This window comes from Ruegeria sp. BG6 (genome assembly GCF_056538465.1).
The window spans coordinates 56,594-73,471 of sequence record NZ_JBQFTB010000013.1 but is presented as its reverse complement, the minus strand read 5'-3'; the positions used below and the strand labels follow the sequence as shown (position 1 = coordinate 73,471).

General features: G+C 59.4%; 16 protein-coding genes. 5 read left to right on the top strand and 11 right to left on the bottom strand.

Annotated elements, in window-relative coordinates:
* Position 1 precedes the first annotated feature (1 nt).
* Complete coding sequence (locus tag ACR0JW_RS19230; RefSeq protein ID WP_480714318.1) at positions 2–1,426, top strand: nodulation protein NodH; 1,425 nt, start codon at positions 2–4, stop codon at positions 1,424–1,426.
* A gap of 2 nt (positions 1,427–1,428) precedes the next feature.
* Here ACR0JW_RS19230 and ACR0JW_RS19225 read toward each other — a convergent pair whose 3' ends face one another.
* The 8 genes from ACR0JW_RS19225 to hslO form a co-directional block, all read right to left on the bottom strand.
* Entirely contained in the window at positions 1,429–1,947 is a 519-nt protein-coding gene (locus ACR0JW_RS19225) for a L,D-transpeptidase family protein (RefSeq protein WP_170680176.1), read from the bottom strand.
* A gap of 61 nt (positions 1,948–2,008) precedes the next feature.
* Positions 2,009–2,794 carry an ion transporter gene (locus tag ACR0JW_RS19220; RefSeq protein WP_170612705.1) on the bottom strand — a complete coding sequence of 262 codons (786 nt, stop codon included), beginning with the start codon at positions 2,792–2,794 and terminating at the stop codon, positions 2,009–2,011.
* A gap of 20 nt (positions 2,795–2,814) precedes the next feature.
* Positions 2,815–4,044, bottom strand: a complete 1,230-nt coding sequence (locus ACR0JW_RS19215) for a methyltransferase (protein ID WP_170680174.1) — start codon at positions 4,042–4,044, stop codon at positions 2,815–2,817.
* Between the two features lie 59 nt (positions 4,045–4,103).
* On the bottom strand, positions 4,104–5,936 hold the full coding sequence (locus ACR0JW_RS19210; protein WP_170680172.1) for an ABC transporter ATP-binding protein: 1,833 nt from the start codon (positions 5,934–5,936) through the stop codon (positions 4,104–4,106).
* On the bottom strand, positions 5,933–7,771 hold the full coding sequence (locus ACR0JW_RS19205) for an ABC transporter ATP-binding protein (protein ID WP_170680170.1): 1,839 nt from the start codon (positions 7,769–7,771) through the stop codon (positions 5,933–5,935). Before ACR0JW_RS19205 ends, ACR0JW_RS19210 begins: the two co-directional genes overlap by 4 nt.
* A gap of 192 nt (positions 7,772–7,963) precedes the next feature.
* Positions 7,964–9,118 carry a CCA tRNA nucleotidyltransferase gene (locus ACR0JW_RS19200; protein ID WP_170680168.1) on the bottom strand — a complete coding sequence of 385 codons (1,155 nt, stop codon included), beginning with the start codon at positions 9,116–9,118 and terminating at the stop codon, positions 7,964–7,966.
* Positions 9,115–9,729 carry a CoA pyrophosphatase gene (locus tag ACR0JW_RS19195; RefSeq protein ID WP_170612715.1) on the bottom strand — a complete coding sequence of 205 codons (615 nt, stop codon included), beginning with the start codon at positions 9,727–9,729 and terminating at the stop codon, positions 9,115–9,117. Before ACR0JW_RS19195 ends, ACR0JW_RS19200 begins: the two co-directional genes overlap by 4 nt.
* A complete protein-coding gene (hslO, locus tag ACR0JW_RS19190; protein WP_170680166.1) occupies positions 9,704–10,690 on the bottom strand; it encodes an Hsp33 family molecular chaperone HslO in 987 nt (328 codons plus the stop codon). The genes ACR0JW_RS19195 and hslO overlap by 26 nt, the downstream gene beginning before the upstream one ends.
* A gap of 76 nt (positions 10,691–10,766) precedes the next feature.
* Here hslO and ACR0JW_RS19185 point away from each other — a divergent pair, with 76 nt between their 5' ends.
* Complete coding sequence (locus ACR0JW_RS19185; RefSeq protein WP_170612719.1) at positions 10,767–11,210, top strand: NUDIX hydrolase; 444 nt, start codon at positions 10,767–10,769, stop codon at positions 11,208–11,210.
* Here the strand turns inward: ACR0JW_RS19185 and ACR0JW_RS19180 are convergent.
* Positions 11,192–12,481: a PP2C family protein-serine/threonine phosphatase gene (locus tag ACR0JW_RS19180; RefSeq protein WP_480714317.1), complete on the bottom strand. Its 1,290-nt coding sequence runs from the start codon at positions 12,479–12,481 to the stop codon at positions 11,192–11,194. The genes ACR0JW_RS19185 and ACR0JW_RS19180 overlap by 19 nt on opposite strands.
* Before the next feature lie 162 nt (positions 12,482–12,643).
* Between ACR0JW_RS19180 and ACR0JW_RS19175 the strand changes: the two genes are divergently transcribed.
* On the top strand, positions 12,644–12,973 hold the full coding sequence (locus tag ACR0JW_RS19175) for an Hpt domain-containing protein (RefSeq protein ID WP_170680162.1): 330 nt from the start codon (positions 12,644–12,646) through the stop codon (positions 12,971–12,973).
* A gap of 14 nt (positions 12,974–12,987) precedes the next feature.
* Here the strand turns inward: ACR0JW_RS19175 and ilvA are convergent, their stop codons facing one another.
* Positions 12,988–14,214, bottom strand: coding sequence for a threonine ammonia-lyase IlvA (gene ilvA, locus ACR0JW_RS19170; RefSeq protein WP_480714316.1), 1,227 nt, complete (start codon positions 14,212–14,214; stop codon positions 12,988–12,990).
* Positions 14,215–14,272: 58 nt separating this feature from the next.
* Positions 14,273–15,034 (bottom strand): hypothetical protein, encoded by a 762-nt coding sequence (locus tag ACR0JW_RS19165; protein ID WP_170612727.1) that lies wholly within the window; start codon positions 15,032–15,034, stop codon positions 14,273–14,275.
* A 141-nt stretch (positions 15,035–15,175) separates the two neighbouring features.
* Between ACR0JW_RS19165 and ACR0JW_RS19160 the strand changes: the two genes are divergently transcribed.
* Entirely contained in the window at positions 15,176–16,402 is a 1,227-nt protein-coding gene (locus ACR0JW_RS19160; protein WP_170680158.1) for an argininosuccinate synthase, read from the top strand.
* A 144-nt stretch (positions 16,403–16,546) separates the two neighbouring features.
* Positions 16,547–16,828, top strand: coding sequence for an SCP2 sterol-binding domain-containing protein (locus ACR0JW_RS19155; protein ID WP_170612731.1), 282 nt, complete (start codon positions 16,547–16,549; stop codon positions 16,826–16,828).
* Positions 16,829–16,878: the final 50 nt, after the last annotated feature.

The window sequence follows — 16,878 nt, the reverse complement described above, 5'->3', positions numbered from 1 at the left end:
CATGTCCGGTCCCTGGGATTACTTCATCGTTCTTGGCGCCATGCGCACGGGATCCAATCTGCTGGAAGCCAATCTGAACGCACAGGAGGGTGTGACCTGCCACGGAGAAGCGTTCAATCCGCATTTCATCGGCCGATTGAAGTCCGAGGAATTGCTGGGTGTTTCGCTGACCGAACGCGACCAAAATCCCGACCTGTTACTGGACGCCATCAAAGCAGCCCCCGGCGCACTGAACGGGTTTCGCTATTTTCAGGGTCACGATCCCCGCGTTCTGGAGCATGCGCTGAACGACCCGCGCTGTGCCAAGATTGTTCTGACGCGAAATCCGCTGGACAGCTACATCTCACTGAAAATTGCGCGGGAGACCATGCAATGGCAGTTGAAGAACATAAAGCGCCGCCGCGATGCTCTGGTCACGTTTCAGGCTGAAGAGTTCTCGGATTACATGGATCAGCAGCAGGAATTTCAACTGATGCTGCTGAACCAGCTGCAGAAAACCGGGCAGACCGCATTTTTTCTGGCCTATGACGACCTTAACAGACTGGATATTCTAAACGGTCTGGCATCGTGGCTGGGGATACAGGCGCGACTGACGGCGCTGGACGACACGCTCAAACCCCAGAATCCCGGCCCGGCCTTGTCCAAAGTCTCAAACCCGGAGGAATTGGAACAGGCGTTGTCCGGATTGGACACGTTCAACCTGCATCGCAATCCCGCTTTCGAGCCGCGCCGCGGGCCGGCAGTAGGCCAATACGTCACTGCCGCACGTACACCTTTGATGTATCTTCCCCTGCGCGGCGGAATCGACGACGTGGTGACGGCATGGATGGCCGATCTTGATGGCAGCGCGCCGGTCACGAACCGCAATCGCAGGCAGATCCGACAATGGCTGGAGGCCAACCCCGGACACCGCAAATTCAGTGTCTTGCGCCACCCACTGGCGCGGGCCCATACCGCGTTCTCTTCAAAAATTCTCAGCGCCGATCCAGGTGCCTATGCTTCCATCCGAAATACCCTGCGCAACCGTTTCAAGCTTCCCATTCCCGGCCAGATCCGTGAAGGTAATTACCCCTTGGAACAGCACTATCAGGCGTTTGCGGCCTTTCTGAAATTCCTGCACCACAATCTGTCCGGGCAAACGTCCATTCGGGTGGACGGCGTTTGGTGCAGTCAGGCGCACACGCTGGAGGGGATGTCGGCCTTTGCGCTGCCCGATCTGATCCTGCGGGAAGATGAAATGGTCATCGCCCTGCCGGAACTGGCGCGCAAAACGGGCCATCCTTCGCCGCCCCAACCGGCAACATGTGCGCCGGACACCCCCTACGCGCTGGATCAGATTTATGACGCACAACTGGAAGCGCTGGCGGTTGAAACCTACCAGCGCGACTATCAGCAATTCGGATTTGGAGACTGGAAACCGGTCTAGGATCAGGGGCGCAGGGTGATCAGCGTGCCCTTGTTCACCATCGCGTAAATCTCTTCGATTTCTTTGTTTTTTACGGCGATACAGCCTGCCGTCCAGTCGGGCGTCTTACGGGAGCGGCGGATTTCAGACCTGAGGCTGGGCTCACCATGAATGAAGATGTCGCCGCCCGGATCGACGCCTGCGGCTTTGGCCTGCGCAATGTCTTCCGAATTCGGGTAGGAAATCCCGATCGACAGGTGATAGCGGCTGCGCGGGTTACGGCGGTCAATCAGGTACGACCCTTCGGGTGTGCGGCCATCGCCGCGTTTTGTCTTGGTACCTTGGGGCGCAAAGCCCAGCGCGACATCGTATTCTTTCAGTATCCGTTCGTTGTGCAACAGATACAGCTTGCGCGCGCTCTTGTTGACGACCAGCGACGTCACCTCGGGCCCGCGATATGTCAGAAATTTCGGGTTGGCGGATGCACATGCCGAAAGGGCCAGCGTCGCCATCGCCCCTAATCCAAATACTCGACGATCCATATATTCACTGCCTGCTTCTGCTTTTTTGCGATGATTATGCCAGAAAACGCGAAATTTGAAATCACTTTTTGCTGTTCAACTGCCTGGTCAGGTGGCGCTCGATGGTTTCCAGACGCTCCAGAACCTCATCGCGGTAGGCATCGGTTTTGACTTCATCCTCGGCATGGTGGGCATCCTGCATCGAGTTGACGATCAGACCGACCAGCAGGTTCACCACGGCAAAGGTCGTGACCATGATAAAGGGCACAAAGAAAATCCACGCGTAGGGATAGACCTCCATCACCGGGCGGACGATGCCCATCGACCAGCTCTCCAGCGTCATGATCTGAAACAGCGTATAGGCGGACAAGCCCAGATCACCGAACCAGTCCGGGAAAGACTGCGAGAACAGCTTGGTCGCGATGACGGCACCGATATAGAACAGGATCGCCATCAGCAGAAACACGCTGGCCATGCCGGGAAGCGCCGAGATGAACCCTTCGACAACGCGGCGCAGGCGCGGGGCCACCGAAATGACACGCAGAACCCGCAGGATACGCAGAGCCCGCAGCACTGACAGGCCCGCACCTCCCGGAATGAGGGCGATACCCACAATCAGAAAATCGAAAATATTCCAGCCGCTTTGAAAGAACCGCCGACCGGTTGCCACAAGCTTCATGGCAATCTCGGCCACAAAGACCGTCAGGCACAGGCTGTCCAGCGTCACGATCAGGGGGCCTGCGCGTTCCATCAGGCTGGGCGAAGTTTCCATGCCCAGCAAGATGGCGTTAAAGATAATGACACCGGTGATGAAACGCCCAAATGCCGGGGCTTCGATGACAGTCGAAAGGCGCTGGGTGATCCCCATTGTGAATATCTCCGGTCTGATCATTGTGCTGGGCCTAAAGTGAACCGCGCGGCAAGTTCGGTGTGTGACGACCACCGAAATTGGTCAACGACCTGTACCCATTCAAGGGCATATCCGGCATCAACCAGAATTTTTCCATCCCGCGCAAAGGTCACGGGGTTGCAGGACACATAGGCCACGACCGGACGCAGCGCCTGCGCCAGTTCGGCCACCTGCGCCTGCGCGCCCGCACGAGGCGGGTCCAGCACAATGGCGTCAAAAGACTTGAGCTCATCCGGCATCAGGGGTCGGCGAAAAAGATCGCGGGCCTCGGTCGTGATCCGTTTCAGACCTTTGGCTTTGCGCCAGCCCCGGTCCAGCGCCTTGGTCATCGCCGCTTCGCCTTCGACGGCGTGAACCTCGGCCTGTTCCGCAAGCGGTAACGAGAGCGTACCGCACCCCGCAAACAGATCGGCGACGCGCTTCGCGCCCTGCGTGGCCTGCAAAACCGCCTGTATCAGAGCCTGTTCCCCGTCCTTCGTGGCCTGCAGGAATGCGCCGGGCGGCGGGGTGACTTCCGCCTGACCAAACCTCTGGAACGGAGGCGTACGCATGGCGATCACCTCGCCATCCCAGGCCAGCCTTGCCAGCCCGTTTGCCTCAGTCGCCTGCGCCAGCGCCAGTTCCAGCGGGCCGTCCAGCGGCTTGCCGCCCTGAACGGATACATCCAGGCCGACCTCGGACAATGTCAGCGTCACAGCCAGCACGCCTTTCCGGCTGCCCCCCAGAGCAGCCAATGCTTCGGCAACGGGGATGGCAGCGATCAGCGCCGGGTCGAGCAGCTGGCAATCGGGGATCTCGGTGATCGTGTCCGAGGCGCGTCCGTGAAACCCGGCCAACGTTCCCTTTTTCGTTCGACGCACCGCGATTGTTGCCCGACGGCGCGACCGTTCCGGCGACGTATGGATCGGACGCATGGGCGCGCTCAGGTCCTGTGCGGCCAGTGCGTTGCGCACCACTTCGACCTTCCAGTCCGCGACAAAACTGTCGGCTGCATGTTGCAACTGGCATCCGCCACAGGCTTTGTAGTGGCGGCACGGTGCCTTGACCCTGTCTTCCGATGGGGTGTCCACGCGGATATCGCCGAGAATCTGGCCCTGCAACGTCCCGCTGACCACTTCTCCCGGCAGGGTGCGCGGCGCATAGACCGGGCCTTCGGCGATGCCGTCGCCCTGATGGCCAAGACGGGTGATGATGAATTGCTGCGTCATGCGTGGCCTGATACCGGGGCTGCGCCCGCAACAAAACCCCTGACTGAACGCTTTGCGCCTTATTCCGCCGCTTCGGCCTGAATGAAGCCACCCGACTGCCGGTGCCAGAAGCGGGCATAAAGCCCACCCTGTTCCAGCAGCGCCTCGTGGGTTCCGCTTTCCACGATGCGTCCATGATCCAGCACGATAATGCGGTCCATCTCGATCAGGGTCGACAGGCGGTGCGCGATGGCCAGAACGGTTTTGCCCTGCATGACGCGATGCAAGGCGGCCTGGATCGATGCCTCAACTTCGGAATCCAGCGCCGAGGTTGCTTCGTCCAGAACCAGAATTGGCGCGTCCTTCAAAATGGCGCGGGCCAGCGCGATTCGCTGGCGCTGACCACCGCTAAGCTTGACGCCCCGCTCCCCCAGATGCGCTTCATAACCGGTTCGACCCTGCGCATCCTCAAGCCCGAGGATGAATTCATGCGCTTCGGCCTTCCGCGCGGCGGCGATCAGTTCGGGTTCCGTGGCGTCGGGTCGGCCATACAGAATATTTTCACGGGCCGAGCGGTTGAACATCGCCGTTTCCTGCGTGACCATCCCGATCTGGCTGCGCAGGCTGTCCTGCGTCACCTTAGAAACGTCCTGTCCATCGATCAGGATCGCGCCCTCTTCCCGATCATAAAGCCGTAGCAGCAGGGAAACCAAAGTCGATTTTCCGGCCCCCGAGGCACCAACCACACCCAGCTTTTCGCCGGGCGCGACGGTCAGGTTCAGGTCTGCAACCCCGCCGATATCCCGCCCATAGGCGAAACTGACGTTTTCAAAAGCGATGCGACCTTTGGTGACGCTCAGATGTGTTGCGCCGCTGCGGTCTTCGATCCGGTCCCGCCTGGTCAGTGTCTTCATGCCATTCTCGATCTCGCCGACATTGGCATAAAGGCCCATCAGCGTGAAACTGACCCAGCCTGTCATCTGTGCGATCCGGATCGACACTGCGCCTGCCGCGACGATGTCGCCCGCCGTGGCAATGCCTGCCTGCCACAACAAAAGTGTGGCTCCCAGCAAAAGCACAGGCAACACGCCTGCCAACGCCATCAGGATGGATCGGAAACTGGCCGAGAGCCAACCGAAATCCAGTGACCTTTCGCGCAGGGTCATCATGGCGTCACGCGCGGCCTGATCTTCGTTGTCGGAATGGGCGAACAGTTTAACCGTCTTGATGTTCGTGATGGTATCCACCACCTGCCCCGACACCATGGCCCGGGCTCCTGCCCGCGCGGCTGAACGCAGGCGGATGCGTGGCAAGTACCATCGGATCAACAGCAGATACACCGCAAGCCATCCGGCAAAAGGCAGCATGACCAGCGGGTGAATCGACCCTAACAAAAGCAAAGATCCCGCAAGCGAAGCCAGCGCAAATACGATTGCACTGATGACATCCGACACCACCGACGCCATTGCATTCGACGTTTGCATCTGTTTCTGCGCGATACGGCCGGCAAAATCGTCATCGAAATAGGTCGTCGACTGGCCCAGCGTCCAACGATTCAACCGGGCCAGAACCAGCGGCGTAATGTTGGGCATCACAACGTAATTGTTCGAGAAGGACGACAAGGCCGCGATGATCGGCCGCAACAGCATCAAAAAGATCGCGGCACCACCGAAGGCCCACAGGTTCCGTTCATTGAACAGGTTCTCCGGCCCGCTGGAGGTGGCAATGTCGATCACCTTTCCCAGTATCCACGCGGTGGCCACTTCTGCTGCTCCGCCCAGCATGGAAAGGAACGCCGCCACAAACAGGATCGACCAGGACCCCGCTAGACACCAGCGAATGAACGCCCCCAACTTCTGCGGTGGGGGCGTTTCAGCGCCTTTGAAAGGGTCGATGAGGTTTGCAAGCCTCATTCAGCAGCCTCTGGGTTCAGGAAGCCGCCAGACTGCCGCGCCCAGAACTGCGAGTAAAGCCCGCCTTGCGACAGCAGTTCAGAGTGCCTGCCCTGTTCCACGATTCGGCCCCCATCCATCACCAGAATGCGATCCATCTGCGCGATGGTGCTGAGCCTGTGGGCGATGGCGATTACGGTTTTACCTTGCATCATGCCGTAAAGAGTTTCCTGAATTGAGGCTTCGACCTCGGAATCTAGGGCAGAAGTCGCCTCGTCCAACAACAAGATCGGCGCGTCCTTCAGGATCACCCGCGCCAGCGTGACCCGCTGCCGCTGACCGCCGCTTAGTTTCACGCCGCGTTCACCCACATGGGCATCGTAGCCTGTGCGCCCTTGTGGGTCTTGCAGGTCAAGGATGAAGTCATGCGCCTCGGCCTGTTTGGCGGCGGCGATCATCTGATCTTCCGTGGCATCGGGTCGACCATAGAGGATGTTGTCCCGCACCGATCGATGCAACAGCGCACTGTCTTGCTGGACCATGCCGATGTGGCTGCGCAGGCTGTCCTGCGTGATGTCGGCGATATTCTGATTGTCGATCAGGATTGCGCCGCTCTCGACGTCGTAAAACCGCAAAAGCAGCTTGACCAGGGTCGATTTCCCGGCCCCCGACCGCCCGATCAGGCCGATTTTTTCACCCGGGCGGATTGTCAGATCGACGTGATCCAGACCACCGGTTTCCCGGCCATAGTGATGCGACAGGTCGCGGATTTCGATCTGGCCTTTGGTCAGCTGCAAATCGTCGGCCTTCGGTGCGTCCAGCAGGTCGATGGGCTGCGCAATCGTTTCCATCCCTTCGGCAACGATACCGAGCTGGCGGAAAAAACTGGTCAGCGCCCACATGATCCAGCCGGTCATGGCATTCAGCCGCAGGGTCAGGGCGGTGGCGGCGGCAACCACTCCGACCGACGCGCTGCCCTGCATCCACAGGGAAATGGCCCAGCCCACAACGCCGACGATCAGCAGACCGTTCAGCGTGACCAGAACGGCATCCATCACGGTGAAGATCCGCATCTCGATCTGAAAGGTCCGCCGCGTTTCCTCGATCGCTTCTCGGGCGTAGTCGAGCTCCTGCGTATCGTGCGCGAACATCTTCACCGAATGGATGTTGGTGTAGCTGTCCACAACCCGCCCGGTCACGGTTGACCGCGCATCAGACGCCGCTTTTGACGCCGGTTCCACACGCCGGACGGTCCACCGGACCAGAGCTGCATAGAGCGCGAACCAGATCAGCAGCGGTATCAGAAGACGCGCGTCTGCCGCATAAAGAAGGATTGCCGCACCGATCAGATAGGCCAGCGAAAAGGAAATCGCGTCGAAGACCTGAAAAATCACCTCGCCGGCAGCCGGAGGGGTTTGCATGATCCGGTTTGCGATACGTCCGGCAAAGTCGTTTTCAAACCATCCAACGGACTGGCGCAGCACGTGTTTATGCGCGCGCCACCTGATCAGGGTGCCAAAATTCGGCAGGATCGCGTTGTTCAGCAGCAGCACGTCCACCACATGCAACAAAGGCCGCAGGAACAAGACAAAGACCGCCATCAGGATCAGTTCCGTTCCATGCGCCTGCCAAACCTCGGTGGGCGATCCGCTGAGCAGGTCCACGACGCGCCCCATATAGTAGATCAGACCGATCTCGACCCCGGCCACGATGACAGAAATCAGCGCCGTCCAGATGAAGATCCTGTAGAACGGGCTCGAATAGTCCAGCATGAATGGCCACAGCCGCGTCGGCGGTGTGTCGGTCTCGGTATAGGCGACAAAAGGGTCAACAAGGTTTTCGAAATAGCGAAACATGGAGAGTGCTCCGATTGAGCATAAACTAGGGGCGTGCGAAGAAAGATGGCGCCAGAACACCACCCTTACGGGTCAAAGTGTTCCGGCTTTAGCCGAACCAGATCCCGTAATACATTCGCATTCCTCCATCCATGTGACGGGGGCAAGTAACCACAAACGATTTGACTTGTCATCCCTTTTTGAGACCTCGCGCTAATCGGCAAGCAGCTCTTTGCGGCTTAGCCGGAAGCCCGACTCGATCCAACGGCGCTCCAGTTCGGCAAGTTTCTGGCCCAGTGCGGGCCCGGAAAAATCGGGGATCAGGTCCGTTGCACCGATTGGAAAACGGGCCGCCGCGCCAGCTTTCAACTGCTGTTTCAGGTCATCCGACCAGGGTTGTTCCAGCAACGCACAGCGCAGCAGGGTTTCGTGCAATCCACCCTCTTCGCCATAGCGATAACCCAACTCGGCCACGCTTGCGGTCCCCGAGGCCTCTTCCCGCATTCGGGTCAGCCGCTGCAGTTGCGCCCGGCTAAGGCGCAGGGTCGCGGCGTCTTCGGGTGTTGCAATGGCTGCCAGCCTGCGTACTGCATCAGGGGACGCGCCGGCCTGCTGTTCCAGTGCAATCAGCGGTGCCAGTGATCTGTCATCCGCCCCGGGCAGCACTTGCATCAGAACGCCGGTACTGCGCATTCCCGCCACCGACGGTGCGGGATCAGGGGCTGCCAGCAGCTTCAGCAACTCGGCCCCGACCCGTTCGCGCGACAGTTGACGCAGCCCGTCCGGGTTAGCCGCAATCGCCGCCAGCGCATCCTGATCGAACCCGGCCTGCGGATCGCCATACCAGGCGTGAAACCGGAAAAAGCGCAGGGATCGCAGGTAATCCTCGCGAATGCGGTGTTCGGCGGTTCCGATAAAACGGACCCGACGGGCCTGCAGATCGGGCAGGCCGTTCAACGGGTCAAGAACCGTCCCGTCCGGCGCGGCATAGATCGCATTCATGGTGAAATCACGGCGGGCGGCGTCTTCTTCCACCTTATCCGAAAATGCCACAACGGCCCGGCGACCGTCCGTTTGCACGTCCCGGCGGAACGTGGTGATTTCATGCGCGACCCCGTGACAAACGACCGTGATGGTTCCGTGATCAATCCCGGTTGGGATAGCCTTGAGACCCGCATGCCGTGCAAGCTGCATGACCCGTTCCGGCGGCGCATCTGTGGCGATGTCGATATCCGACACAGGTTCGCCCAACAATGCGTTGCGCACGCAACCGCCGACAAACAGCGCCTGCGCCCCGGCTTCTGTCAGGGCCGCACAGACCTTCTGCGTTGCCGGTTCCGTAACCCAGGGTTCAACAATCCGCTTCATTCATTCAACCGTGCTGCCAATCCCCGCAACATGCGGGCCGTTGCGCCCCAGATGTAATAGGGACCGAACGGAACTGTGAAATAGTGCCGTCTTTGGCCCCTCCAACGACGCGATTCCACGATATAATTCGCAGGGTTGAGGACATGTGCAAGCGGAACCGAGAAAACTTCCTCCACCTCACCGGGTTCGGGGATCGGGGTGAAAGGCCGCCGCAATATGGCGACAACCGGCGTCACCTGAAACGATGTCACGGTCTCATGCGCGGGCAGGTGTCCCAGGATTTCGGGCAGTTCAGGTGGCAGCGCGATCTCTTCGCGGGCTTCGCGCAGGGCCGTGGCGGTGACGTCGGCATCGTCACCGTCCTGCTTGCCACCCGGAAAGGCGATCTGCCCGGGATGGTGTTTCAGGGCCGACGACCGTTTGGTCAGAATCAGACGCGGCTGCTCCCCGACCAGCGAAATCGGCACCAGCACACCCGCAGGACGCAGTTTCCGCCCGGGCGGAAGAACCGCATCGGGGTTCAGGTCAAAATCGCTGGACCCACCGCCCGGTCGGCGCAGGGCCGCCCTGAGCTGTTCAGTCAGGTCATGCACCGCCGGACTCTTTGGCATCGAAACCCACGGTTTCGGGGTCAAGCACGTAATGTGCGCCACAGAACTGGCAGTCAGCCGTCACCTGACCTTCGGGAGTGGTCATCTTTTCGATGTCCTTGGCGGAATAGATCGACAGGCTCTGCCGTACACGGTCCTCGGAACAGGTACAGCCGAACTGCACGGCTTGCGCGTCATAAACGCGGGGCTGTTCCTCGTGAAACAGGCGGATCAGCAGGTCCGTGGGTGCCACCGAAGGCCCGATGAGCTCCAGATCTTCGACCGTATCCAGCAGGATATTGACCCGGCCCCAGTTTTCGCCTTCTTCGCCGTCGACCAAATCCCTTGCTGTCAGGATTTCGCCCTCGCCCTGACTGGTCGCCACAAAGGGCGAGGCCTTGGGCATATGCTGCAACATGACGCCACCCGCGCGCCAGTGTTCCCCCACGCCCGGTTCGGTCGATTTGCCAAAGCTCAGCGAAAACCGGGTTGGCAATTGCTCGGATTGCGCAAAATATGCCTCAGCGCAGGCGCTGAGCGAACCGCCGGCCAGCGGTGTGATGCCCTGATAGGGCTGTGTGCCTTTCCCCTGGTCGATCAGAATCGCGAAATAGCCTTCGCCCACCTGATCAAACGGCGCGGCATCGGTCAGCCGATCGCGGTCAAAGCTTGCATACGCGCGGATGCGGGCAAGCTCACCCTCTTTTTGAGGCGCGTAATAATCCGTTGCGATCATCCGCACCGCACCCTTGGACTGTACCTGCAGCGAAAGCTTCCAGCGCAACGCAACAGTCTGGCCGATCAGCGCGGTCAGCAGGGCCATCTCGGCCACCAATGCCTCGACCTTTTCGGGATAGTCGTGCTGTTTCAGGATGCCGTCCAGAACGCCATCCAGACGGGCCACGCGGCCGCGCATATCCGATACATCGAGTTGAAAGGGCAGGACGGTGTCGTCCCACGCGATTTTCGTTCCAAGAGACATGGGGTTTCCTTACACGCCACGGGTTGGCATACCGCCACCATATAGGTCGAACAGATTGGGTTGTAAGGGGCCATACATGATCAGACGGTTCGGTGAAACCCCGGAACCGGGGCGCAAGTACATACGCAGGGTGGGCGTTTACGGTCTGCTGCCGCGAGGCCGGCACCTGTTGCTGACCTGCCAGACCGAACCTGGGCCGGACCTTCAGTTACCCGGTGGCGGTATCGATCCCGGCGAATCCCCGATCACTGCGCTGCACCGCGAGGTTTACGAGGAGACAGGCTGGCAAATCGCCGCGCCCCGGCGCATCGGCGCGTTCCGACGGTTCACGTTCATGCCGGAATACGATCTGTGGGCCGAAAAGGTTTGCCTGATCTATCGCGCAAGGCCTGTGCGCCGCATGGGCCCGCCCAGCGAACCCTTTCACGAAGCATTGTGGATGCATGGCGCGGACGCGGTTGAGATGTTGGGCAACGGCGGCGATCGGCACTTTGCCAGACTTCATTTGAACAGGCTCTGACAAACATTAAACTCAAAAAAAACGGCCGAGACATCGTCGTCCATGCCTTCACCGGGCGAAGCGGCCTGGGTGAGCTGCCAGAACATGTCGTCCAGAAACTCGCTTCCTGCCCGGTCCGACGCGCAGCCCAGCGCCATTTGCTGCAATCCGGATTCGTCCAGCAGACCGCCATCGGCCAGGCGGCATTCCGTGAACCCATCGGAATACAGCATCAGCCTGTCGCCGGGCTTGAGGTAGAGTTCCGTCTGCTGGAAGTGAACATCCGGTAGCAAGCCGATCGGCAGACCGCCCTCACCCAGAAACTCAGCGCTGCCATCCTGGCGCAGCAGAAGCGGATGCGGATGCCCTGCTTGCACCATTTTCACATGACCGTTGCGCAGATCGACAATGGCGTAGACCATCGTGAAATATTCTTCGACACCGGCATCCGCCATCAGGCGTGAGTTGAGCGTCGCAGCAACCTGTTCCGGTGGAAGCAGGGCAAAGAACTTGTCGAACCGACGCTCCATCGCCACGTTCTGATCGAAATGTGTGCTGGAAAGATACCCGCCCAGACGCGCCGTCATCATCGCCGAAGTGATACCGTGCCCGGACACATCAATGCTGTAAAACCCAAGGCGATTGATGCCTGGGGAAAACATACCAACAAGGTCACCGCCAATGTGGCCACAGGGTTTAAGCAACAGGCTGACCCGGGAATTGCCGAATTCCCGGCTGAACTCGGGCACCAGTGACTGCTGGATCTTTCGGGCCTGCATCAGGTCCTTGTCGATGGCGTGGTGGGCCTGCTTCAACTCGTTCAGCGCGTTTTCGATCAGACGGTTCTTTTCCGACAGTTCGCGTTGCATATCCAGAATGCGTGCTCCGGCCGAGATACGGGCGCGCAACTCATCCGCCTCGAGCGGTTTGATCAGAAAATCGTCTGCACCGGCATCCAGCCCGCGCGCGACCTCCTGCTTTTCGCTTTTGGAGGTGAGAAGGATGAAATAGCTGTAGTGATCGCCGCCCAACGCCCGGAAGGCGCGGCAGAATTCCAGCCCGCTCATCCCCGGCATGACCCAATCGCTGACAACCAGATCCGGAAGGCTTTCGGCACATAAGGCAATAGCGGCTTCACCGCCGTCCGCCTCGATGACCTCGAACCCCCATTTTCTGAGGGATGCAACCAGAATGCGCCGTTGCAGGCGGCTGTCATCCACGACCAACACCCTGCGGATCGCACCAAACTCCAGCTCTGCGCTGGCTTCCGCCTGTCCGGGTCCTGACACCATCACCCTCTGCACCGCACGCGTTTTCGAATGTCACAACCCTAGCGCGCGGTGATTTAATATCCGATGAAGGTGCAATCCGAGGTTTCTTCGACCGGCTTAACCCGACCTTTACTGCACAGATGCTAATTCCATGACACAACAGAACGAGGCGAGAAGGGCACCATGATCCACTGGCACAGGGTCAGACAATTGCGGGATGAGGTTGGCGCTGACGAGTTTGACGAGGTGGTGCAGATCTTTCTGGATGAGGTTCAGGAAGCTCTTGCGCGCCTGCACAATGATACCGCGCGGACAGAACTGGAACAAAACCTGCATTTCCTGAAAGGCAGCGCGCTGAGCCTGGGATTCGATCAGTTTTCCAAACTTTGTCAGGATGGCGAACGGCGGGCAGCAGGCGGCGAAGGCGACAATGTGGATCTGACCGCAATCCTGACCGCCTACGATGAATCTCGGGCAGCATTTTTAGCAAACCGGGCGGAGAGCCTTAGTTAGAGGCTGTTTTTCGCTCAGATCACAAACTGGGCCAGTGTTTCGTCTTCAGTGATGTCGGTATAGGTGAACCCGGCCTCGTCCAGATGCGCAAAAAGCCGCATGAAGTTTTCCGGCTTGCGGGTTTCGATCCCGATCAGGACCGAGCCGAAATTGCGCGCCGATTTCTTCATGTATTCGAAGCGCGCGATGTCATCCTCGGGGCCGAGAATGCCCAGAAACTCTTTCAACGCACCGGGGCGCTGGGGCAGGCGCAGGATGAAGTACTTTTTGACGCCGGAATAGCGCTGCGCCCGCTCCTTCACTTCGGGTAGACGCTCGAAATCGAAGTTGCCGCCCGAGGTGACACAGACCACCGTCTTGCCGCGTACAAAGCTTTGAACATCCGTCACAGCCTCGACCGCCAGCGCACCGGCGGGCTCAAGAACGATGCCTTCGACATTCAGCATCTCGATCATGGTAGCGCAGATACGATCTTCGGACATCACCAGGACATCCGACAGGTGGCAATTGCGCAGCAGTTCAAAGGGCTTTTCGCCAATCCGGCCGACGGCGGCGCCATCGACAAATGTGTCGACGCGATCCAGCGCCACCGGATGACCCGCCGCCAGCGCTGCGCGCAGGCAGGCCCCGCCTGCCGGTTCCACGAACAGGCAATGGGTGCGATCCCTGAACCAGGTCGCCACACCCGCCGACATCCCGCCGCCGCCCACCGGCAACAGCAGGTGATCAGGTACACCGCCCAGCTGTTCCTCGATCTCGACTGCAAGCGAGGCCTGCCCTTCGATCACGTCTGCATCGTCGAACGGCGACAGGAAATGCCCGCCTTTTTCCGCACACCATTTTTGCGCCGCCTTCAGCGTGTCGTCGAAATAGTCCCCGGTCAGATGAATCTCGATATTGTCACCGCCGAAGATCCGGGTTTTCTGAATTTTTTGCTGCGGGGTGGTCACGGGCATGAAAATCACACCGTTCACACCCATGTGCTTGCACATAAAGGCCACGCCTTGCGCGTGATTGCCCGCGCTGGCGCAAACGAACAGATCCTGACCCGGCTGCTTGCGCATGGCGTTGAACGCGCCCCGGATCTTGTAAGACCGCACCGGGCTGAGGTCTTCACGTTTGAGCCAGATATCAGCCCCAAACCGGTCGGACAGGTGGGCGTTCCGCTGCAACGGCGTTGGCGGAAACACGGTGCGCATCGCCTGTTCGGCGGCACGGGCGCGGGTCATGAAATCAGTCATAACCGTTTCAGTGCCGCATCAGTGCGAGAAGGGCAAGGAATACATATGTGTACGCGGCTCAGGTGAGTTCGCGTTTTTCGACAAAGATCCCATACATCGTGGTCAGGATGCTGACATTGATCATCGGCAGAATGAGAGATCCGAAGAACACGGTCAGCAAAACGCCCAGAACCGGGATAATGGCAAGCGCCGCAAGCGCAAACTGTACCAGGATCTGAAACACAAAACTGACCACTAGCAGAACAACAATCGCCCCAGCCACACCCGATGTTCGGTTCCATGCATCGCCCAGTGTAATCGGGTTGCCGATCGCGGCAGCCGGCAGGATGATGGACAAGCGGTAGAAGCAAACAACCAGAACTAGCGCGGCACCGAAGCTTATGACAACCGCGATCAGTCCGGCGCTTTCACCCAGGACAGACAGAATTAGTCCGACCGGTATGAACCCGATTGCCATCAACAGGCCCAACAAAACAAAGCGGCCCAGATAAGCGAGAATTCTGTCGAAGCGGAATGTGGGCAACAGCCCGCTGGGGTATTCCTCCAACAATATGAACCTGTGCCAGGACACGGCGATCCAGAACATCACGATGAACACCACGACGACAACCAAAAAGGTAAAGACCGTAATCGAACCAAGGTTTTCTGGCGACGCATTGGCGGTGTCATCAAACGACTCGAGTGGAATTCCCAGCAGCAGAAACAGCCCGACGATCACGGCGGTTGCGATCACGGCCGGTCCCAGTGCGATCTGCAAAACCTGTCTGAAATTCCCGAATACCATCCGCACCGAATGCGCAAAAATCTCCCAACCCAGCATCTGAAAACCGCCCTCTCAACCAATCCTTGTTCTCTTTCCAACTGTTTCACCCCAATTCCCGCCCTGCGTCAATCCACACAGCTTGCCCCCGGGTCCAAAACCCGCTAGGGGCCAAGCGTTCTACGCATAAGGGGAAGTCAGATGTCCGCGCCCAAGAAAGTTGTTCTGGCCTATTCCGGTGGCCTTGATACCTCGATCATTCTGAAATGGCTGCAGACCGAGTATGGCTGTGAGGTCGTGACCTTTACCGCCGATCTGGGTCAGGGTGAGGAACTGGAACCCGCCCGCCAAAAGGCCGAGCTGCTGGGGATCAAGCCTGAAAACATCTATATCGAGGACATCCGCGAAGAGTTCGTGCGCGATTTCGTCTTCCCGATGTTCCGCGCCAATGCGCAGTACGAAGGATTGTACCTGCTGGGCACTTCGATCGCGCGTCCGCTGATTTCAAAACGTCTGGTCGAGATTGCACAAGCCACCGGTGCCGATGCCGTCGCCCATGGCGCAACCGGCAAGGGCAACGATCAGGTCCGCTTTGAACTGGCGGCCTATGCGCTGAACCCCGACATCAAGGTCATCGCCCCGTGGCGCGAGTGGGACCTGACCAGCCGCACCAAGCTGCTGGAATTTGCCGAGGCGAACCAGATCCCGATTGCCAAAGACAAACGCGGTGAAGCACCCTTCTCGGTCGACGCCAACCTGCTGCACACCTCGTCCGAGGGCAAAGTTCTGGAAGATCCCGCCGATATGGCGCCCGACTATGTCTACCAACGCACCGTCCACCCAGAGGATGCGCCGAACGAGCCGGAATTCATCGAAATCGGCTTTGAAAAAGGCGATGCGGTCAGCATCAATGGTGAGGCGATGAGCCCCGCGACCATCCTGACCAAGCTGAACGAATATGGCGGCAAGCACGGTATCGGCCGTCTCGACCTGGTCGAAGGCCGGTTCGTGGGCATGAAATCGCGCGGCATCTATGAAACGCCGGGCGGCACCATCCTGCTGGAGGCGCATCGCGGGATCGAGTCCATTACAATGGACCGCGGCGCGATGCATCTGAAAGACCAGCTGATGCCGCAATATGCCGAGCTGATCTACAACGGCTTCTGGTACTCGCCCGAGCGGGAAATGCTGCAGGCCGCAATTGACAGGTCTCAGGAACACGTCACCGGCACCGTGCGTGTGAAACTGTACAAAGGCCTGGCCTCGACCGTGGGCCGCTGGTCGGATCATTCGCTGTATTCCGAGGCGCATGTGACCTTCGAGGAAGACGCCGGTGCCTATGATCAGAAGGACGCAGCCGGATTCATCCAGCTGAACGCCCTGCGCCTGAAACTACTGGCGGCGCGGGACAAGCGGCTTTCAAAATAAGCCCTGCTCGACCGAATTCTAAAACCCCGGCCCGCAATCCGGTGCCGGGGTTATTTTGTTGCGTGCTGCGGTTCCTGTTGCGTCACCCTTGCCCGCGGCTCCCGTTTGTCCTTACGCAAAGGTCAATTGGGAAAAGGACAACACATGCTGCAAGAGATCGCCGACGGAATTCAGAAAGGTCTGAACGGCAAAAGCTTTGACGGATCGCTCAAATTCGATTGCGGCGCGGATGGCGTCATCGTTCTGGCGGACAACATGGCGTCGACGACGGATCAGGACACTGACTGCACCATTCGGATTTCCAGGGACAACCTGACAAAGCTGCTGACCGGCAAGCTGAACCCGATGACGGGCATCGCGATGGGCAAGCTGAAAATCTCGGGCAACATGGGCGTGGCGATGAAGCTGGGGCAGTTGCTGGGTTAGCGCGCGATAACTTCGTTTCACCAGCATGTGACAAACGATGTCAGCGGATT

Bases quoted from the DNA above. Each gene is read 5' to 3' on its own strand.
- ACR0JW_RS19185 (WP_170612719.1), top strand. From the start codon at position 10,767: ATGATCAGACGGTTCGGTGAAACCCCGGAACCGGGGCGCAAGTACATA.
- ACR0JW_RS19175 (WP_170680162.1), top strand. From the start codon at position 12,644: ATGATCCACTGGCACAGGGTCAGACAATTGCGGGATGAGGTTGGCGCT.
- ACR0JW_RS19205 (WP_170680170.1), bottom strand. From the start codon at position 7,771: ATGTTTCGCTATTTCGAAAACCTTGTTGACCCTTTTGTCGCCTATACC.
- ACR0JW_RS19230 (WP_480714318.1), top strand. From the start codon at position 2: ATGTCCGGTCCCTGGGATTACTTCATCGTTCTTGGCGCCATGCGCACG.
- ACR0JW_RS19210 (WP_170680172.1), bottom strand. From the start codon at position 5,936: ATGAGGCTTGCAAACCTCATCGACCCTTTCAAAGGCGCTGAAACGCCC.
- hslO (WP_170680166.1), bottom strand. From the start codon at position 10,690: ATGTCTCTTGGAACGAAAATCGCGTGGGACGACACCGTCCTGCCCTTT.
- ACR0JW_RS19155 (WP_170612731.1), top strand. From the start codon at position 16,547: ATGCTGCAAGAGATCGCCGACGGAATTCAGAAAGGTCTGAACGGCAAA.
- ACR0JW_RS19160 (WP_170680158.1), top strand. From the start codon at position 15,176: ATGTCCGCGCCCAAGAAAGTTGTTCTGGCCTATTCCGGTGGCCTTGAT.
- ACR0JW_RS19180 (WP_480714317.1), bottom strand. From the start codon at position 12,481: ATGGTGTCAGGACCCGGACAGGCGGAAGCCAGCGCAGAGCTGGAGTTT.
- ACR0JW_RS19225 (WP_170680176.1), bottom strand. From the start codon at position 1,947: ATGGATCGTCGAGTATTTGGATTAGGGGCGATGGCGACGCTGGCCCTT.
- ACR0JW_RS19195 (WP_170612715.1), bottom strand. From the start codon at position 9,729: ATGCCAAAGAGTCCGGCGGTGCATGACCTGACTGAACAGCTCAGGGCG.
- ACR0JW_RS19220 (WP_170612705.1), bottom strand. From the start codon at position 2,794: ATGGGGATCACCCAGCGCCTTTCGACTGTCATCGAAGCCCCGGCATTT.
- ACR0JW_RS19215 (WP_170680174.1), bottom strand. From the start codon at position 4,044: ATGACGCAGCAATTCATCATCACCCGTCTTGGCCATCAGGGCGACGGC.
- ACR0JW_RS19200 (WP_170680168.1), bottom strand. From the start codon at position 9,118: ATGAAGCGGATTGTTGAACCCTGGGTTACGGAACCGGCAACGCAGAAG.
- ACR0JW_RS19165 (WP_170612727.1), bottom strand. From the start codon at position 15,034: ATGCTGGGTTGGGAGATTTTTGCGCATTCGGTGCGGATGGTATTCGGG.
- ilvA (WP_480714316.1), bottom strand. From the start codon at position 14,214: ATGACTGATTTCATGACCCGCGCCCGTGCCGCCGAACAGGCGATGCGC.